The sequence below is a fragment of the Listeria monocytogenes genome (assembly GCF_900187225.1).
Taxonomy (GTDB): Bacteria; Bacillota; Bacilli; order Lactobacillales; family Listeriaceae; genus Listeria; species Listeria monocytogenes.
The window spans coordinates 1222776-1239373 of sequence record NZ_LT906436.1 but is presented as its reverse complement, the minus strand read 5'-3'; the positions used below and the strand labels follow the sequence as shown (position 1 = coordinate 1239373).

19 protein-coding genes, 1 tRNA gene and 1 pseudogene are annotated in these 16598 nt (G+C 36.8%); 10 read left to right on the top strand and 11 right to left on the bottom strand.

Annotated elements, in window-relative coordinates:
* The first annotated feature begins 16 nt into the window (after positions 1-16).
* Positions 17-1501, top strand: coding sequence for a PTS system trehalose-specific EIIBC component (treP, locus tag CKV70_RS06365; RefSeq protein WP_003723556.1), 1485 nt, complete (start codon positions 17-19; stop codon positions 1499-1501).
* 18 nt (positions 1502-1519) lie between these two features.
* Positions 1520-3166, top strand: coding sequence for an alpha,alpha-phosphotrehalase (gene treC, locus CKV70_RS06360; RefSeq protein ID WP_014600787.1), 1647 nt, complete (start codon positions 1520-1522; stop codon positions 3164-3166).
* Positions 3167-3196: 30 nt separating this feature from the next.
* Here treC and treR read toward each other — a convergent pair whose 3' ends face one another.
* Positions 3197-3910, bottom strand: a complete 714-nt coding sequence (treR, locus tag CKV70_RS06355; protein WP_009931701.1) for a trehalose operon repressor — start codon at positions 3908-3910, stop codon at positions 3197-3199.
* A gap of 150 nt (positions 3911-4060) precedes the next feature.
* Between treR and CKV70_RS14550 the strand changes: the two genes are divergently transcribed.
* The 3 genes from CKV70_RS14550 to CKV70_RS06345 all read left to right on the top strand — a co-directional run bounded on the left by CKV70_RS14550 (position 4061) and on the right by CKV70_RS06345 (position 5639).
* Positions 4061-4198, top strand: a complete 138-nt coding sequence (locus CKV70_RS14550; protein WP_003723553.1) for a hypothetical protein — start codon at positions 4061-4063, stop codon at positions 4196-4198.
* A gap of 331 nt (positions 4199-4529) precedes the next feature.
* Positions 4530-5378, top strand: a complete 849-nt coding sequence (locus CKV70_RS06350; protein WP_003723551.1) for a YitT family protein — start codon at positions 4530-4532, stop codon at positions 5376-5378.
* 66 nt (positions 5379-5444) lie between these two features.
* Complete coding sequence (locus CKV70_RS06345) at positions 5445-5639, top strand: hypothetical protein (protein ID WP_003723550.1); 195 nt, start codon at positions 5445-5447, stop codon at positions 5637-5639.
* A 41-nt stretch (positions 5640-5680) separates the two neighbouring features.
* Here CKV70_RS06345 and CKV70_RS06340 read toward each other — a convergent pair whose 3' ends face one another.
* The gene (locus tag CKV70_RS06340) at positions 5681-6340 is read right to left on the bottom strand and encodes a Crp/Fnr family transcriptional regulator (RefSeq protein WP_003723549.1); all 660 of its coding nucleotides are present in this window, start codon (positions 6338-6340) and stop codon (positions 5681-5683) included.
* A gap of 204 nt (positions 6341-6544) precedes the next feature.
* Between CKV70_RS06340 and CKV70_RS06330 the strand changes: the two genes are divergently transcribed.
* Both CKV70_RS06330 and CKV70_RS06325 read left to right on the top strand, forming a co-directional pair.
* A complete protein-coding gene (locus tag CKV70_RS06330; protein ID WP_003723548.1) occupies positions 6545-7750 on the top strand; it encodes an MFS transporter in 1206 nt (401 codons plus the stop codon).
* Positions 7747-7992, top strand: a complete 246-nt coding sequence (locus tag CKV70_RS06325) for a hypothetical protein (protein WP_003723547.1) — start codon at positions 7747-7749, stop codon at positions 7990-7992. Before CKV70_RS06330 ends, CKV70_RS06325 begins: the two co-directional genes overlap by 4 nt.
* A gap of 38 nt (positions 7993-8030) precedes the next feature.
* On the opposite strand, the gene CKV70_RS06320 is transcribed toward CKV70_RS06325, so the two are convergent.
* The 3 genes from CKV70_RS06320 to dbpA all read right to left on the bottom strand — a co-directional run bounded on the left by CKV70_RS06320 (position 8031) and on the right by dbpA (position 10376).
* Complete coding sequence (locus CKV70_RS06320; RefSeq protein ID WP_003723546.1) at positions 8031-8507, bottom strand: NUDIX hydrolase; 477 nt, start codon at positions 8505-8507, stop codon at positions 8031-8033.
* A gap of 168 nt (positions 8508-8675) precedes the next feature.
* Complete coding sequence (locus CKV70_RS06315) at positions 8676-8939, bottom strand: DUF3116 family protein (protein ID WP_003723545.1); 264 nt, start codon at positions 8937-8939, stop codon at positions 8676-8678.
* Positions 8940-8963: 24 nt separating this feature from the next.
* Positions 8964-10376 (bottom strand): ATP-dependent RNA helicase DbpA, encoded by a 1413-nt coding sequence (gene dbpA / locus CKV70_RS06310; RefSeq protein WP_014600786.1) that lies wholly within the window; start codon positions 10374-10376, stop codon positions 8964-8966.
* A gap of 123 nt (positions 10377-10499) precedes the next feature.
* Between dbpA and CKV70_RS06305 the strand changes: the two genes are divergently transcribed.
* Complete coding sequence (locus CKV70_RS06305; protein ID WP_003723543.1) at positions 10500-10760, top strand: hypothetical protein; 261 nt, start codon at positions 10500-10502, stop codon at positions 10758-10760.
* Between the two features lie 31 nt (positions 10761-10791).
* Here the strand turns inward: CKV70_RS06305 and CKV70_RS06300 are convergent, their stop codons facing one another.
* Positions 10792-11391 carry a histidine phosphatase family protein gene (locus CKV70_RS06300; RefSeq protein ID WP_014600785.1) on the bottom strand — a complete coding sequence of 200 codons (600 nt, stop codon included), beginning with the start codon at positions 11389-11391 and terminating at the stop codon, positions 10792-10794.
* Between the two features lie 164 nt (positions 11392-11555).
* On the opposite strand from CKV70_RS06300, the gene CKV70_RS06295 reads away from it, so the two are divergent.
* Positions 11556-11963 (top strand): VOC family protein, encoded by a 408-nt coding sequence (locus CKV70_RS06295; RefSeq protein ID WP_009914084.1) that lies wholly within the window; start codon positions 11556-11558, stop codon positions 11961-11963.
* Positions 11964-12116: 153 nt separating this feature from the next.
* Complete coding sequence (locus tag CKV70_RS06290) at positions 12117-12710, top strand: YdeI/OmpD-associated family protein (protein ID WP_009924171.1); 594 nt, start codon at positions 12117-12119, stop codon at positions 12708-12710.
* A 41-nt stretch (positions 12711-12751) separates the two neighbouring features.
* On the opposite strand, the pseudogene CKV70_RS06285 reads toward CKV70_RS06290, so the two are convergent.
* The 5 genes and pseudogenes from CKV70_RS06285 to rph all read right to left on the bottom strand — a co-directional run bounded on the left by CKV70_RS06285 (position 12752) and on the right by rph (position 16591).
* A pseudogene (locus CKV70_RS06285) lies at positions 12752-14111 on the bottom strand (DUF1254 domain-containing protein).
* Between the two features lie 366 nt (positions 14112-14477).
* Positions 14478-14551: transfer RNA gene (locus CKV70_RS06280), tRNA-Arg, on the bottom strand.
* Positions 14552-14665: 114 nt separating this feature from the next.
* The gene (locus CKV70_RS06275) at positions 14666-15193 is read right to left on the bottom strand and encodes a metallophosphoesterase (protein ID WP_014600782.1); all 528 of its coding nucleotides are present in this window, start codon (positions 15191-15193) and stop codon (positions 14666-14668) included.
* A gap of 36 nt (positions 15194-15229) precedes the next feature.
* Positions 15230-15841: an XTP/dITP diphosphatase gene (locus tag CKV70_RS06270; protein ID WP_014600781.1), complete on the bottom strand. Its 612-nt coding sequence runs from the start codon at positions 15839-15841 to the stop codon at positions 15230-15232.
* A 3-nt stretch (positions 15842-15844) separates the two neighbouring features.
* Positions 15845-16591 (bottom strand): ribonuclease PH, encoded by a 747-nt coding sequence (gene rph, locus CKV70_RS06265; RefSeq protein WP_003732780.1) that lies wholly within the window; start codon positions 16589-16591, stop codon positions 15845-15847.
* Positions 16592-16598 lie beyond the last annotated feature (7 nt).

Genomic DNA, 16598 nt, shown 5'->3' with positions numbered 1-16598 from the left:
AAAAGGAGGAAATTTTATGGTTGACTATAAAAAGGATGCAAGCGCTCTCTTAGAATTAATAGGTGGCAAAGAAAATATTTCATCTGTTACACATTGTGCAACAAGAATGCGTTTTGTGTTGCAAGACCCAGATAACGCCGACGTGGAAGCTATCGAAGACATTCCAGCTGTAAAAGGAACGTTTACCCAAGCTGGACAATTTCAAGTTATTATAGGTAATGATGTAGCTATTTTTTATAATGAATTTTCAAAAATTAGTGGCGTGGAAGGTGTAAATAAAGAGGATGCCAAAGTAGATGCTAAGAAAAATATGAGCTTACTTCAACGTTTACTTGCTGGATTAGCTGAAATTTTCACACCGTTAATTCCTGCAATCGTTGTAGGTGGTCTTATTCTCGGTTTCCGTAATGTTATCGGTGATATTAAGTTTTTAGAAGACGGTACTAAGACCATTGTTGATGTGTATCCATTTTGGGCTGGTGTTTATAGTTTCTTGTGGTTAATTGGTGAAGCTGTATTCCATTTCTTACCTGTTGGGATTACATGGTCCATCGCGAAAAAAATGGGAACCACACAAATTCTTGGGATTGTCCTTGGTTTAACGCTTGTTTCCCCGCAATTACTAAATGCTTATAGCGTTGTTGAAACAAAAGCTGGCGACATTCCAGTTTGGGACTTTGGCTTTGCTCAAGTACAGATGATTGGGTATCAAGCACAAGTTATTCCTGCCATTATGGCTGGATTCTTACTAGCCTATCTCGAAATTTGGTTACGTAAATTTATTCCAAATGCCATCTCGATGATTTTCGTTCCATTCTTTGCTCTCGTACCTACTGTTCTTGCAGCTCATGTTATTCTTGGACCAATTGGTTGGAAAATTGGCGACGCGATTTCGAACGTCGTTTATGCTGGCTTGACTGGTGGACTAAGTTGGTTATTCGCCGCACTATTTGGCTTCCTATATGCCCCGCTCGTTGTCACGGGACTCCATCATATGACCAATGCTATTGATTTACAATTAATGAGTCAATTTGGTGGAACGAATCTCTGGCCGATGATCGCACTTTCTAACATCGCCCAAGGGTCCGCTGTTCTAGCAATTATTTTCTTACATCGCGGCAATGAAAAAGAAGAACAAGTTTCAATTCCAGCAACTATTTCCTGTTATCTGGGTGTAACAGAACCTGCGATGTTTGGTATTAACTTGAAGTACTTATATCCATTCGTAGCTGCTATGATTGGTTCCGCAATTGCGGCTGTGGTTTCTGTGTCTAGTGGTGTCATGGCTAACTCAATTGGTGTCGGAGGACTACCTGGAATCTTGTCTATTAACCCTAAATATTACGCAGTTTTTGCAGTATGTATGTTAATAACGATTGTTGTTCCTTTCATTCTAACTGTATTATTCCGCAAATATAATATTTTAAACAAAGTAGATACTGCACCAATTCGTACGTTTGGTAAAAAGGAGTATCGTGAATCTGCAAAAACAACCAACTAAAAAGTGAGGCTTCCCTTTATGACAAAGTTTGCTCAAAAAACAATTTATCAAGTGTATCCGAAATCCTTTTATGATACGACTGGCGATGGTACTGGGGATATTCCCGGTATCACCGCCAAGCTTGATTATTTACAAAAACTCGGAATTGAGATGATTTGGCTGAATCCATTTTATCCTTCTCCGCAAAATGATAACGGCTATGATATCGCTGACTATACCGCGGTTGATCCTTTATTTGGTACGATGGACGATGTGACAACGCTTATCAAGGAAGCGAAAAAAAGAAATATTGGGATTATGATTGACTTAGTATTAAATCATACTTCCACAGAGCATCCTTGGTTTAAAAAAGCGCTTGCTGGTGATCCATTCTATCGTGATTTTTACTATTTCCGCCCAGCAAAAGCCGATGGTTCCCCTCCAACAAATTGGGTTTCCAAATTCGGTGGTAATGCTTGGGAAAAATTGCCTGACTCCTCTGAGTACTATTTGCATTTATACGATGTTACTCAAGCTGATTTAGACTGGGCCAATCCGAATGTACGCGAGGCACTCTTTGATGTCGTGAATTTTTGGATTGATAAAGGCGTGGAAGGTTTTCGTTTAGATGTATTAAATGTGATTGCCAAACCTAAGTTTTTAGAAGATGATTTTGAGGGTGATGGCCGTCGTTTTTATACAGATGGACCGGGAATTCATGCTTATTTAAAAGAACTACATGAACGAACTTTTGGCGATAAACCTATTGTAACAGTTGGAGAAATGTCATCTACGGATATTGATAACTGCATTCGTTATAGTAATCCAGACGAAAAAGAATTATCGATGGTTTTTCATTTCCATCATTTGAAAGTAGACTATCCTGATGGAGAAAAATGGCGTTTAGCGGATGTGAATTTCGAGAACTTGAAATCTATTTTCCATACGTGGCAAGTTGCGATGTCAGATGAAAATGGTTGGGATGCGCTTTTCTGGAATAACCATGACCAACCTCGAGCACTTGGTCGCTTTGCTTCCGACAAGCCGGAACATTATTATCATTCTGCGACCCTACTTGGCGCAACGATTCATTTTATGCGCGGGACACCGTTTGTTTATATGGGGGAAGAAATTGGTATGATGAATCCAAAATTCCCTAGCATTGATGATTATGTGGATGTGGAAACGCTCAACCATTTTGATATTTTACAAAAAAACGGACTTAGTGAACAGGAAGTAATGGAGATTATTAAAGAACGTTCGCGCGATAACAGCCGGACTCCTATGCAATGGGACGATTCGCAAAATGCCGGTTTTACGACTGGTACCCCTTGGCTAAAAGTGGCTGATAATGCAAAGGAAATAAATGTTCAAACTGCTTTATCTAATAAAGCGAGCATTTTCTATTTTTACCAAAAACTAATCGCACTCCGGAAAGAGCATCCTGTCATTCAAACGGGTGATTACACACCATGTTTGACGGAAGAAGATTCTATTATCGCCTATAAGCGTTCAAACGAAACTACTTCCCTTCTTTCCATTCATCATTTTGGTTCCGAGAAGAAAAAAATTCAACTACCAACTGAGTTTTTAAATGCTGAAGTACTTCTTTCTAATTATGAGCGCCAGAGAATCAGTTCTGAACTGGAATTAGCGCCATATGAAACATTAACATTAATACAATAAAAAAAGCCTGAGATTCGTTTCTCAGGCTTTTTAGCGTCTTCTAGCAAAATCAATAAAACGGAATTTATCCAGCCGGTGACGCGATTCAGTATACTGAAAAAGTGTTGTATCTTTTAAAAACACGGTACTTTTCACGACAACCACATGTGTATCACCATGTAAGGCTAAGTATTTTTTATCTTCGGCATTCAGTGGCTCCACGGTTATTTCTTTTTGAGCATAACTGATTTCATAGCCTTTTTCATTTTCTAAGTATTGATACAAGGAGTCTTCTAAAATCTCATTCGCAATTGGTTCAGTTTTGTCTAATAAATAATCGTAATCCAAAATAGTTGCCTCTCCTTCTAAATAGCGCACTCTGAGGATAGCTAAGCAGTTTGAGCCGTGCGGAAGACCAGCAAAATCAGCAATTCGATCTGGTAAAGTTGTCTCTTCATTCCGGATGACTTCTGTAGTGGCATTCATCTGTTCAGATTTTTGTAATTCTTTAAAGCTAGTTAATCCAGAGACTGGAAAAGAATAACGTTCCCGGTCAATAACAATGGAGCCTTTTCCTTGGAGCTTTTGAATACAGCCGTTTTCAAGCAATAATACAAGTGCTTTTCTAATGGTTTCACGAGACACCGAAAAACGCTTAGCCAGGACATTTTCACTTGGAAGTAGTGTGCCTGCTGGATAAACGCCAGATGTAATGTCTTGCTCTAATTCTAAATAAATGTCAAAAAACTTATTTTTCTTATTCAAATTTACTCACCCAAGGCTATTGTAGCACATTTGACCCTAATTGTAACCGAAATTTGTTAGCCCGCTTTATTACCAAAATCACGTGAAATTTGGTACACTATTAGTAGTAAGATTTGAACTTGTGCTTTGATTTAAGAGGAGGTATTTTCTATGACTAAAGTTATTTTAACTATTTTTGCAATTATTGTTCCCGCGTTTCTTGGATTTATACTTGCTTACCAAATCTATAAGAAAAAAACAGCCACTTATATGCCATTAAAAAATGAATTTGTACACTGGGCTAAATAAGCGCACATTAAGGAGGAAAACAAATTGAAAAAAACAGAAAGTGAAAAACCACTTGTCATCAAAATTGTTATCAGCGTTCTCGTAGGTTTATTTTTACTTAATTTAATGCCATTTTTAGCGATTTTCGGCTAATTATATATACTTAAAAAAGGCTTGAAGGTGCTTATTTTTTATGGTATATTGTAAATTGTGTTGAAATGAATAGCAATTTTTTATGGTGAGACAATTAATGACAAAGATGTCAGTTAATGCTTTTTTTATAAAAAGACTCCAGAGTGCCTATTTAGAGGTGTTCTTGGGTCTTTTTTTTGTATGGAAAGGAGAAATGGAGATGAACAAAAATAAAACAGGTTGGAACATCGCAAAAATTATCGTGGGGGCGCTTATTTTCTCTCTCGCTGTCAACGTTTTTGCTATCCCGAATAATTTAGGAGAAGGCGGCGTTACTGGGCTAACAATGATGCTTTATTACTTGCTTGGCTGGACTCCTGCAATTACTACTTTTATATTTAATGGTATTTTACTTATTATTGGTTATAAGTTTCTTGATCGAATGACGATTGTCTGGACGATTGTTGCTATTAGTTTCACTTCGATATTTTTACATTTTTCTGAGCCACTTGCTTTCGTGGCAAATCAAACCATTGTTGCAGCAATTTTTGCTGGATTAATGATGGGTATTGGTATGGGTCTGATTATGAACGGTGGCGGAACAACAGCTGGTAGTGCTATCTTAGCGAAAATTGCTAATAAATATCTTGGGTGGAATACGAGTTATGCCCTACTATTCTTTGATTTACTTGTTGTTATCCCTTCTGTGTTTGTTATCGGATTTGAAAATATGCTATTTACCATCGTTTCACTTTATATTTCAACCAAAGTACTTGATTTCATTCTTGAAGGTTACAATCCTAAAAAGTCTGTGACGATTATTTCGGATTATTATGAAGAAATTGCTACTGAAATTGATGCGAATTTGGAGCGTGGTATTACCCTTTTCAATGGTCAAGGTTTCTATATGCGTCAAGATAAAAAAATTCTTTATATCGTGATAAGTCGTGATCAATTATTGCCCCTCACCAAAATCGTCAACAAATATGATGAAAAAGCATTCTTTATTATTAATGATGTACAAAGTGTTGTGGGTGAAGGCTTTACAAAACAAATAACAAGTGAGTGATGTCGTTTCTCTCAACTTGTGTTACAATAATGTGGAAATTATTTTTAATGTAAGTGAGGCGTCCTTATGAAAATTTCTAAACCAGCTTATTTGGTTTTACTTGTTGTTGGCTTGGTTTTTGTTTTTCTAGGACTATCTAATATCGGAATCTCTATTTTTTGGGATTTTAGCGACTTAGAGAATTTGATGGTTGGTGGTTTGTTAATCATCATTGGACTCATCACACTTAGGATTCGATATTCATTTAAAAAAAGAGGATAGAAAAAGCACTACAATTATTGATTGCAGTGCTTTTTCTACTGTTAAAAAATAACGTTTTCTTGAATAACATCTAATTTTTTAATAATAATATAGCGGTTTTGCATCGTAATGACGCCTTCTTTTTTGAGTTGTTGGAAAATCCGATTCACACTACTCGCGGAGTTAATCCCGCAAAAATGTCCAATTTCTTCATTGCTTACTAGAAAATCAATCAAAAATTGATCAGGCGCTATTTCCACTCCAAAAAGTGTATAAAGTTCATAGAGTTGCGTACAAATCGCACCTAATTTTCCATTCATTAGCATTTGTTGCATTTTTTTAATAGATTGCAGCAGTCTCGTACGGTAGTAATCTTTTACATAAATTTGCAAATCAACATCACGATTTACGTCTTTCCAGAATCTTACCCGGTCAACTTGATATAGTTCTGCTGTATCAGATTCCACGCGAATATTAAACGGAGCATTCGCAAACTGTGAATATTCATCTTTTAAAAGGGAGATGATATCCATTTTATTAATATAATTCAAGTTAAATTCCCTACCATCCCTTGATATTATACTTGTTTTTATAATCCCTTTTTTAAGTATGTAGACATAAGAATCTTCAAGTCCCTCGTAGGTTAAATATTTACGTTTTCCCCTTGTAATAACTGGAAAATCATTTGTGCTTACATAATTATTAAGAATATTTTGCTTCATGTTCTTAACCTCCTTTTTGTCATTCCAGTTAAAGCATATTAATCATACAAAATACTATTCCCTATTTTTTCAACATATGTTATACAAATTTGTATATATCAGAAATAATTACCAAATTAAAAAGTATCCTCTCCGAATATCCCCTATAATACTCCTTGTCGCTGAGATAAATTACAAATTATACGTAGGAAGGGATTTTATTCTATGAAAGAAAAATTATTTAACAAGGGTTTTGTCTTAATAACATTGATTAACTTTGTCGTTTATCTCGTTTATTATTTGCTAATGGTTATTATCGCCGTTATTGCGCAAGAAGAGTTGAATGCCTCTCTGGGCGAAGCTGGATTTGCGTCTGGGATTTATATTATTGGAACGCTCCTTGCACGACTTTATATGGGGAAAAAGCTGGAATTGTTTGGCCGCAAGCGGGTATTAAGATTTGGGATATTATTTTTCTTAATAACCACCATGGCTTACTTATACATGCCAACGATTGCAATTATGTTCATTATTCGCTTTTTAAATGGGTTTGCATACGGTACAACATCGACAGCTACCAATGCAATTGTCACAGCGTATATTCCTAATTCCAGAAACGGTGAAGGCATTAATTATTATGGCCTCAGCACAAGTCTCGCAGCTGCGATTGGACCGTTCATCGGAATGATTTTACTTAGCAAAACGAGCTTTTACACAATTATTATTTTCTCCACGGTTATTGTCTTATTAACTGCGCTACTTTGCTTCTATTTACCAGTGAAAAATATTATTTTAACAAACGAACACCGGAAGGCTCTACAAACTTGGACAGTTAAAAGTTTTATTGAATATAAAGTTATTCCAATTACATTTATTGCTTTCTTAATGGGGATTTCTTATTCGAGTGTACTTACATTCCTTGCTTCATATGCCAGAGAAATTAATTTAGTGAGTGCCGGGACGTTCTTCTTTGTTGTCTATGCATTAGTTATTACCTTTACTCGTCCAATGTCTGGAAAACTCTTTGATGCGAAGGGCGAAAAATATGTGATGTATCCGAGTTATATCTTTTTAGCAGTTGGATTAGTGGTCCTTAGTACTGCAACATCAAGCCTCGTACTACTTATTTCAGGCGGCCTTATTGGTTTAGGTTATGGAACATTTATGTCGAATGGACAAGCTGTTTGTTTGAAAGTCTGCGAGCCCCATCGTATTGGGATTGGTTTATCTACGTACTTTATCGGGCTTGATTTAGGACTTGGTATTGGACCTTATATTATGGGTGAAATTCATCATGTTCTTTCATTCCAAGGTATTTACATTATTGCCGGAGCTATCGCATTTATTTGCGTCTTCATCTATATGTTTTTATCCAGAAAAAAAGTGTCCAGTGGTGCACAGGAACAACTAAAAGGGAGTGAAGAAGTATGAATAAATTATTACTCATTACAGCAGCTGGTTATATCGTAGGAGTTAGAAGTATAGAAAAGGAGAACAACCAATCTATTCTACTAAACGATGTCTACATTAATAATCCTTCACAACGATTAATTGATCATTTTGAGAGTCTCGAAATTGCTAAAGAGCAAGTAATCGGGCATAAAAAATTATCCACAGATGATGCTCAAAATTTAATAAGTCGCTGGGAAGCAAGTTATTTCACGACATCTTGATAATATGGAAGCATTGCGAATAGGCGCAATGCTTTTTTTTATAAAGATTGATGACTAATATGTAATAATGTGTTTTCTTGATATTTTGTTGAAACTTCTATTCTAGCTGGGAACACTGGAGCATGTTCGATAATATAAGGTAAATTGTTCACTACACCTGTATTTTCCGGATTAAGTATCCATTTTCTTTTTTTAAAATCAAGTATTCCTTCATCGGTTGTGCGAGGTGTTGGATATACATAATTATCCGGAAGATTGGCCAGAAATAAATGCATACCTCCAAGATTTTCACCATCCACAAACCATTTCATTTCACCGATATCACGAATTTCGTAGTCATTTGAGGAAATTCCGGTCTCTTCTGTGATTTCCCGTTGGACGGATTCAAGAAGTGTTTCCCCTTGCTCAATTTTGCCACCAACACCATTCCAACTTCCCATCCAAGGGGATTTTTGTCTATTTAACAATAAAATTTCATCGGCTCTTTGGAGAAAACAAAGGGTGTATTTATACATATTTCCACCTACTTTCCAAGTTTTTTATTCAGTATATCATAATTTTTAAACACAAAAAGAGCAGCATCCGCGTTTTTATTGGGAGACGGATGCTGCCAGGTGAGATATTTCATTGAAAAAAAGGTTACTTTTAATATAACGAATAAATATTAAAAAAGTATGAACAAACTAAGAAAGTTCATTTTTAATTTTTTGAAGTAGAAAATCTCCTTGTTTGGTCATGCTATAGTACTTTTGGTTATCCCCTTTTTCGTCACGAAGAATAAAGCCATGAAATTCAAGCCAGTAAGTGCAGTATAACAACTCATTTCTTGTGGAATTCCCAACGATGTCACCTTGTAGAAAATTAATTGTTAGTGATTTTATATTGTAAATTGGATTTTTAACAACTTCTAACACCATTAAAATAAGTTGATTATCTGGCCTTTCCATTGTTTGGACCTTCTTTTCTTTAAATTATCGTTTTCTGGCCTCGTTTACTTTCAGGCGTCTACCTTTCACTTTACGAGAGCGCATCATTTCCAGCACTGCCGGACCTTTTCCATTTAAAATTTCGACAAAAGAAACATGGTCTTCAATCGTAATAATTCCAATATCTTCGGCCGTAATTCCTTCTAATTTAGAAATAGTTCCCACAAAATCTACCGCACGGATTTTTTTCTTTTTGCCCCCGTTAAAATACAGTTTCATAATGTTTTTATTTAATTTTTCCCCACGAGCTTTTTTGATTGTTGGGCGCTTTTGTTGTTTTTTGTGGAAAGCTTCTTCGTTTGCTTTCACTTCAATCACTGTCGGTTTACGTTTTTTTTCAATTGTAACATCGAGCATCTCTTCAATATCACGCAAAAGTGGATTTTCATTTGTTTTCACGAAACTAATAGCTTTCCCACTTTTGCCAGCGCGTCCAGTACGACCGATACGATGCACATAATTTTCTTTTTCAATTGGTAAATCGTAGTTAATGACTAACGATACATTATCCACATCTATTCCACGCCCTGCCACATCTGTCGCAATTAAGAAACGCGATTTGCCACTTTTGAAATCATCCATTGCTCGGAAACGATCTTCTTGTCTTAAGCCACCATGAATTTTACTAGCTTTTACATCAAGTAAATCAGTGAGTTCATCGACTTGATTTTTTGTATTGCAAAAAATAATCGCACTATCCGGGTTTTCCGTAATTAAAACATCTTTTAACGTTTTTTCTTTATTATCTGTTTGCATCTCCACGTGGAAGATAGGATTTGTTTTTTCTGATGCCATTTCGATAACCATTGGATTATCTTGGTAACGTTTGATCAAATCTTGCATTTCTTCTGGCATAGTTGCAGAGAAAAATAGATTTTGGCGCTGTTTTGGTAAGCGGCTAAGGATATCTTCCACTTGATCAATAAATCCCATGCTTAACATTTCATCTACTTCATCTAAAACTAAATGGGCAACCTTGTCGACATTCAGTGATCCTTTTTCAATATGGTCAAGTAGGCGACCAGGGGTCCCAACGACTATATGATTTTTTTGGCTTAGTTCTAATTTTTGTTTAGCAAATGGTGATTGTCCATATATTGCTGCAGCTTTGACACGTTTAAATCGTCCGATATTCGTACATTCTGTCTTGACTTGCATTGCAAGTTCTCGTGTTGGAACGATGATTAGTGCTTGTGGCTTATTTTCTTCCCATTCAACCTGTTCTGCAATGGGAATAGCAAATGCTGCTGTTTTCCCACTACCAGTTTGTGATTTAGCAACAATATCTTCTCCTGTTAAGGCAACTGGAATTACCGCTTTTTGAACAGGTGTTGCTTCTGTATATCCTAGTTCATTAATCGCTCTTTTAATTTCTTCACTTAATTTTAAATTATTCATGTCAGTCCTCATTTCCTCATATCATCATACCATATTTTTTCACAAATGATGGAACGAATTGTTTGTACTTTATCCCTCCTTCCTTTAGAATGAACTCTAAGCCCCCAAAATAAGGAGGAAAAGATGAATTTAGATGATTTGAAGAATAAAGTTACCGAGTCCCTGCCCCTGGAGAACCTAGGAACACTGACAGAAGAGGCAACAAACAAAGCATCTGAGCTTGGTGAACAAGCAAGTAACGTCACGGAAAACTTACAGAATGAAGCGACGAACCTAACAGAAAATCTACAAGATAAAGCAAGTGGACTTACGGAAAACTTGCAAGATACTGCAAATGAGTTAACTGGTGGTTTTTTAGATAAAATAAAGAATTTGTTTCAATGAAGCATAAAAGCACTCAATGACGAGTGCTTTTTTATTTAGTGCTTTCTATATGCGTACCCTTATCAAAATCATGATTTATAAAATTAACTAAGGTAAATCTACCGTTTTCATATTCAAATTTTAAAATGCAACAATTTTTCAGTCCTGTTACCTGACCGATAGTGCTTGTTTTTCCCCAATGCCTGGCAAATTGGGCACAGGCTGCTCCGTGAGAAACGGCAAGGACAGTATCATGATTATCTTGACTCATGATATGTTCCATTGTTGCTACTAAACGATCTCTGAAATCCACTTCTCGCTCTCCCCCATAGGTAGCAAAAAAATCTCCATATGGGAGCGGTGGATTTAGGTCTTCGCTCTCGCCTTCAAAAGTACCAAAATTCCATTCTTTCAATCCTTTCAACCGTAGATAGCTTTTGTCCGTAATCAGCTCTAACGTGTCAGATGCGCGCTCTGATGTGGAACTGTAAGCTTGATCGAATGTTATATTGTTTTCTTTAAAGTAACTACCAGCGATTTTTGCTTGGTTAATCCCGAGATCGGTAAGTGGTGCATCGCAAAAACCTTGAATTTTTTTACGTTGATTAAATAATGTTTGACCGTGGCGCATTAAATACAATGTTTTTTTCATCTAAATTCCTCCGAATCTATATCTTATCTTTAGTTTATAACCCTGGAGTAGCTCCAAGTCAAGTATTTATCTTCTTAATTTTTCCTCTTTCACGCAGTATCTGCTATAATAAAAACACCAAAATGAATAGAACTTTAGCGAATAAAAATCGAGGAGGAATTCAAATGACGTTGAATGTTTACTTGAATTTTAGAACACAATCCAGAGATGCTATCGCGTTTTATGAAGAAATTTTTGGAACAAAGTGTACAGATTTGATGACATATGGGGAAATCGAAACAAGTGAGAAACCTATAGAAGATTCGCTAAAGGACTTAGTTATGAACGCTAGCTTAGTCATGGACGGGGTTAAAGTCATGTTTTCCGACGTACCTAAGTCTATGCCACTTACATTTGGCGATAATATTACGTTTGTTATTGATACATCCGACGAAATAAAATTGACCAAACAATTCCATCAGCTTGCAGAAGGTGGTAATGTCGTTATGCCACTTGCCAAAACATTCTGGTCGGAAAAATTTGGAGAGGTTACAGATAAGTTTGGTGTCGGTTGGAAGCTCAATTTATCATGAAAACAAATGAATCTGGGATAACTCTCGGGTTCTTTCTTTAAGTCCATTTTTAGTAGGTCGACCAAATTTGCAAGGCCTTTCATATTGCGTTAAAATAACACGTACCAAAGAATTATTTTTAAATTGAAAAAGCGTAGAAAAGAGGAATTCTTTATGGCAAAAACAGAATTAAACCCTAAAGTCGATGCGTTTCTAAATAAACCATCCAAATGGCAAGCTGAATTCAAAACATTAAGAGATATAGCGATTGGTTTTGAACTAGAAGAAGAACTCAAATGGGGCAAACCTTGTTATGCTATTAATGGCAGTAATGTTTTCTTAATCCATGGTTTTAAAAACTACTGCGCCCTACTCTTTATGAAAGGCGCACTGCTCCATGATCCGGAAAACATTTTAGTGCAGCAAACAGAAAATGTGCAAGCTGGCAGACAAATCCGCTTTACGAATTTACAAGAAATCCTTGATCAAAAAGAAATTCTAAAGAAGTATATTCAAAATGCGATTGAAGTTGAAAAAGCTGGGTTAGAAGTAGAGCTTAAACCAAGAGAAGAAACGCCTATCCCGGAAGAATTACTCGCGAAATTTGAAGAAATGCCCGCGCTACAAACAGCTTTTGAAGCCTTGACTCCTGGTCGTCAAAAAGCTTACTTACTTTATTTTGCGGCTCCAAAGCAATCGAAAACGCGTGTTTCGCGCATTGAGAAATATGAAGCAACAATTTTAGACGGGTTAGGACTTAATGATTAATAAAAAGAGGCGCAACTATTAAAAGTTACGCCTCTTTTTGTTTATTTAACTTCTTCAAAATCATCTAGTTGCCAGCTATTGTCAAATGCTGGTTCGGTTGGTCCATAAATACGGAAATACGTGAACCAATTGGCATCTGGAACGGTTTGAATCCATGGAAGCGACTCATCTTCAGGAGGATTTGGCCCAAAGTAAAGTGTTGTATTGCCGTCAGCATCTACTTCAAACGTATCTTTGATGGAGTTAAGTGCAGGCATAAATTGCTCTGTGACAATTTCCGAACGAGTATCCATTTCATAAACCGTTACCGACCAGAAAATGCTCGTTGGCACTGGTGTTGGCACTTTTAATGTATAACTTTTGCCACCATCCAGATAGTTTCCTTCTCTATCTTTCACCCCAAGCATATAAACAGAACCAAATCCGACTTTATGCATAAACATCATGTGTGTTTCGAGTGTCGCTTGATAGAACCAACGCTCTCTTACAGGAAGGTTTAAATACGTTTTTTCATAGAAGTCATTATTCTCACCATAGACTGCCCATTCCCAGTTCTTTCCTGGCCAAACAATAGCAGCCGGATCATCTGTATTAAAGGAATTCACAAACATCATTTTGTCTGCTTTCTCGGCAGCTTCTATTAATAAAGCTTTTTTATCTAGGTCAGGATTAAATTCTTTATTTGGCGCTAAACCAATGGCTTTTAGTAAGCCATACATTTGGTAATATTCTGGATCTGTTTCATCATTATCAAGCGCCCATTTGATTACTTCCCAATAGTCGAATTTCCCTTCGACATAATATGGTGTCGAAATCGCTTTTCGATGCGAAAAATCATGGAATGTACTGGTTGAATTATTATCTTTTTCTTCTAAAGGATAGAATTTTACTTTTTTCAGGAGTTCAAATGCTTTTTCATAATCACTTGCTTGGTGAACCATCGCTCGTAAACAAATGAGGAAACGATAGCTTGAAGGTTTGCGTACTATGTAGCCATCCGGGATATCCCCATCATAATTAGGTGGTAAGTACAAATATTTAGCGCCTTTCCCTTGCTCGTCACCGGTTAATCCCATATTGGTAATAAACTTAAAATTAATATCATCTGCCACACCAACGATAGCGCCTTGTGGCAACTCGATAACAACTGGACCATTCTCGGTGTTTCCCGTTCCAAGGCAATATGGTGTATCTGAGTTTTGCGTCAATACATTTAAATCAGGTGTTGTGAGCTGAATAATGAAATCGTGATTTTCTGTAATTCCTAAATCATTCAATGCTTTAAAATTAGACACATTGGACACAGTTGGATAGAAAAATCGATATGCCTCAAACAGCTCGATTTAAAAATCCTTCTTTTCTAATTGCCTCTACTTTACTCTCAGGTAGCATTTTTTTCATGTAAAAATCCTCCTTCAATTAGCTTTTTTTTAGAACACTTATATGATACCCCTGTTTTTGGATGCTCAATCGCAAAATAAAAATCTTCTCGTCATGAGAAGATTTTTATATAAGAACTGGTATTAATTTTTCTATTGTTTTTATGGAGCAAATGCTACTAAATAAGACTAATACCAAAATTAAAGATTATATTCTTCAAAATTAAGATTGGGCCAAAACACTATAGTAATGACTTTAGAAGCCTAATTACATATAATTAATGAAAAAGATTAATGGAATTTAAATTTTTTGTACTTTATTTGAACTTCGAAAAACCAAAAAGCGCCGTAAACATTGTATTAACAACGTTTACGGCGCTTCATATTACGTCCTGAGAGGGATTCGAACCCCCGACCGACGGCTTAGAAGGCCGTTGCTCTATCCAGCTGAGCTATCAGGACAAATGGCACTGTCTTTTCAACAGCCAAATACCATTTTATGTTTAAATCGCTTGTTTGTCAATGGTTTTCTTTAAGTTATTGCATTTTTTCTTTTTCGGGTGTCTTTTGACCTAGTTATGCTTCGTTATTCGTTAATGGGAAGGTTTGGGTTAGGTCTGTTAGTTCGTTGTCATCTCGGTCCATGAATCGAACTTGGATGCCTTCTGGTGTTGAATTGATAAGAGCGTATGTTTTGATACGGATGCGCCCTCTTGGTAAGGAAATGCTTCCTGGGTTTAAAATGATGGTGTCGTCTAGCATGTCTACTCCTAATTCATGAGAGTGACCAAAAAAGGCAAAATCTGCGTTTAGTTCACGTGCGCGATACCGTAAATTCATGAGTGTCATTTTGATGTTATACAGATGTCCGTGCGTGGTGAAAATACGGTAGCCATCTACTTCTCCTACCCAATCATTTGGAAAGCCTCCGCCAAAGTCACAGTTGCCTCGAACAGTATGAAATCCCTGAATCGCAGGATCGTCAGCTTCTAATTCAGAATCACCACAGTGAATCATCGCATCGACTGTATTTTTGTATTTTTCTTTAAGATGAATTAAGCAGTCACGTTCTGAGTGGCTGTCGCTAACTACTAATAATTTCATTTTGTTTCCTCCCCCGTGATACTGTTACTTATTTTCTCACTTTTTGGTTACTTTTTCTACTACTTCTGCTAAATCTTTTTCTAATTGTTTAATCGCATTAGCACGGTGGCTAATTTCATTCTTTTTCTCAGCTGGAATTTCTGCCATTGTTAGACCAAATTCTGGTAAGAAAAATAATGGATCGTAACCGAAACCATTTGTTCCACACAATTGTTCTGCGATAACGCCCTCTACTTCACCTGTATAAAAAGATGTTTTCTCAGAAGGTGTCGCTACAGCAAGTGTACAGTGGAAACGAGCCGTTCTGTTGTCCGGTTCAACGCCTTCTAAGTTTTTAAGTAGTTTTTCGTTATTTTTGGCATCATCGTGAGCGACACCTGCATAACGTGCGGAATAGACGCCAGGAGCTCCGTCAAGCGCGTCTACGATTAAACCGGAATCATCTGCAATAACAGTTTGGTTTAGCAGGCTAGCGACCGTTTCTGCTTTAAGAGCGGCATTTTCGGCAAAGGTTGTTCCAGTTTCTTCTATTTCACCAATTTCTGGAAAATCAGCAAGGGTTGCTACTTCGATATTAAATTTCGCAAAGATTTTTTCGAATTCTTTTGCTTTTCCTTTATTTGCGGTGGCGATAATAATTTTACTCATTTCTTATTCTCCTTTAATCCGCGCTGTGACTTTATCTCCGAGTGTTTCTTTTTGGATTTCGATTAGTTCGCTAATTCCTTTTTTACCTAGGGCAATTAGTTCAGCCAGTTCTGTTTCTGAGAATGTAGCTTCTTCGCCAGTTCCTTGAAGTTCTACAAAAGCGCCGCTACCAGTCATGATAATATTCATATCTACTTGCGCTGCGCTGTCTTCTACGTAGTTAAGGTCAAGTACTGTTCCACCCTCTTCTAAAACACCTACGCTAGTTGCTGCTAGGAAATCTTTGACAGGAAATTTAGCAAATGGTACAGCTTCGTCTAGTTTGGCGATTGCCATGACCATCGCGATGAATGCGCCCGTGATAGAAGCTGTACGTGTGCCTCCATCTGCTTGGATAACGTCGCAATCAAGCCAGATAGTCCTCTCGCCAAGTGCATCTAAATCAACAACTGCACGGAGCGCTCGTCCGATTAAACGTTGAATTTCCATCGTTCTACCGGTTACTTTACCTTTGGAAGATTCGCGGATATTACGTGTATTCGTTGCTCGTGGTAACATCGAGTATTCAGCAGAAATCCAGCCACGGCCTTCACCTCGCATAAATGGTGGAACTTTTGTTTCTACACTTGCAGAACAGATAACTTTTGTATTTCCTGATGCAATTAGAACAGAACCTTCTGGATGCATTAAATAATCTGGTGTTATTTCGATATTTCTTAATGCATTGCTTTCTCTTCCATCAACTCTCATGATTGGC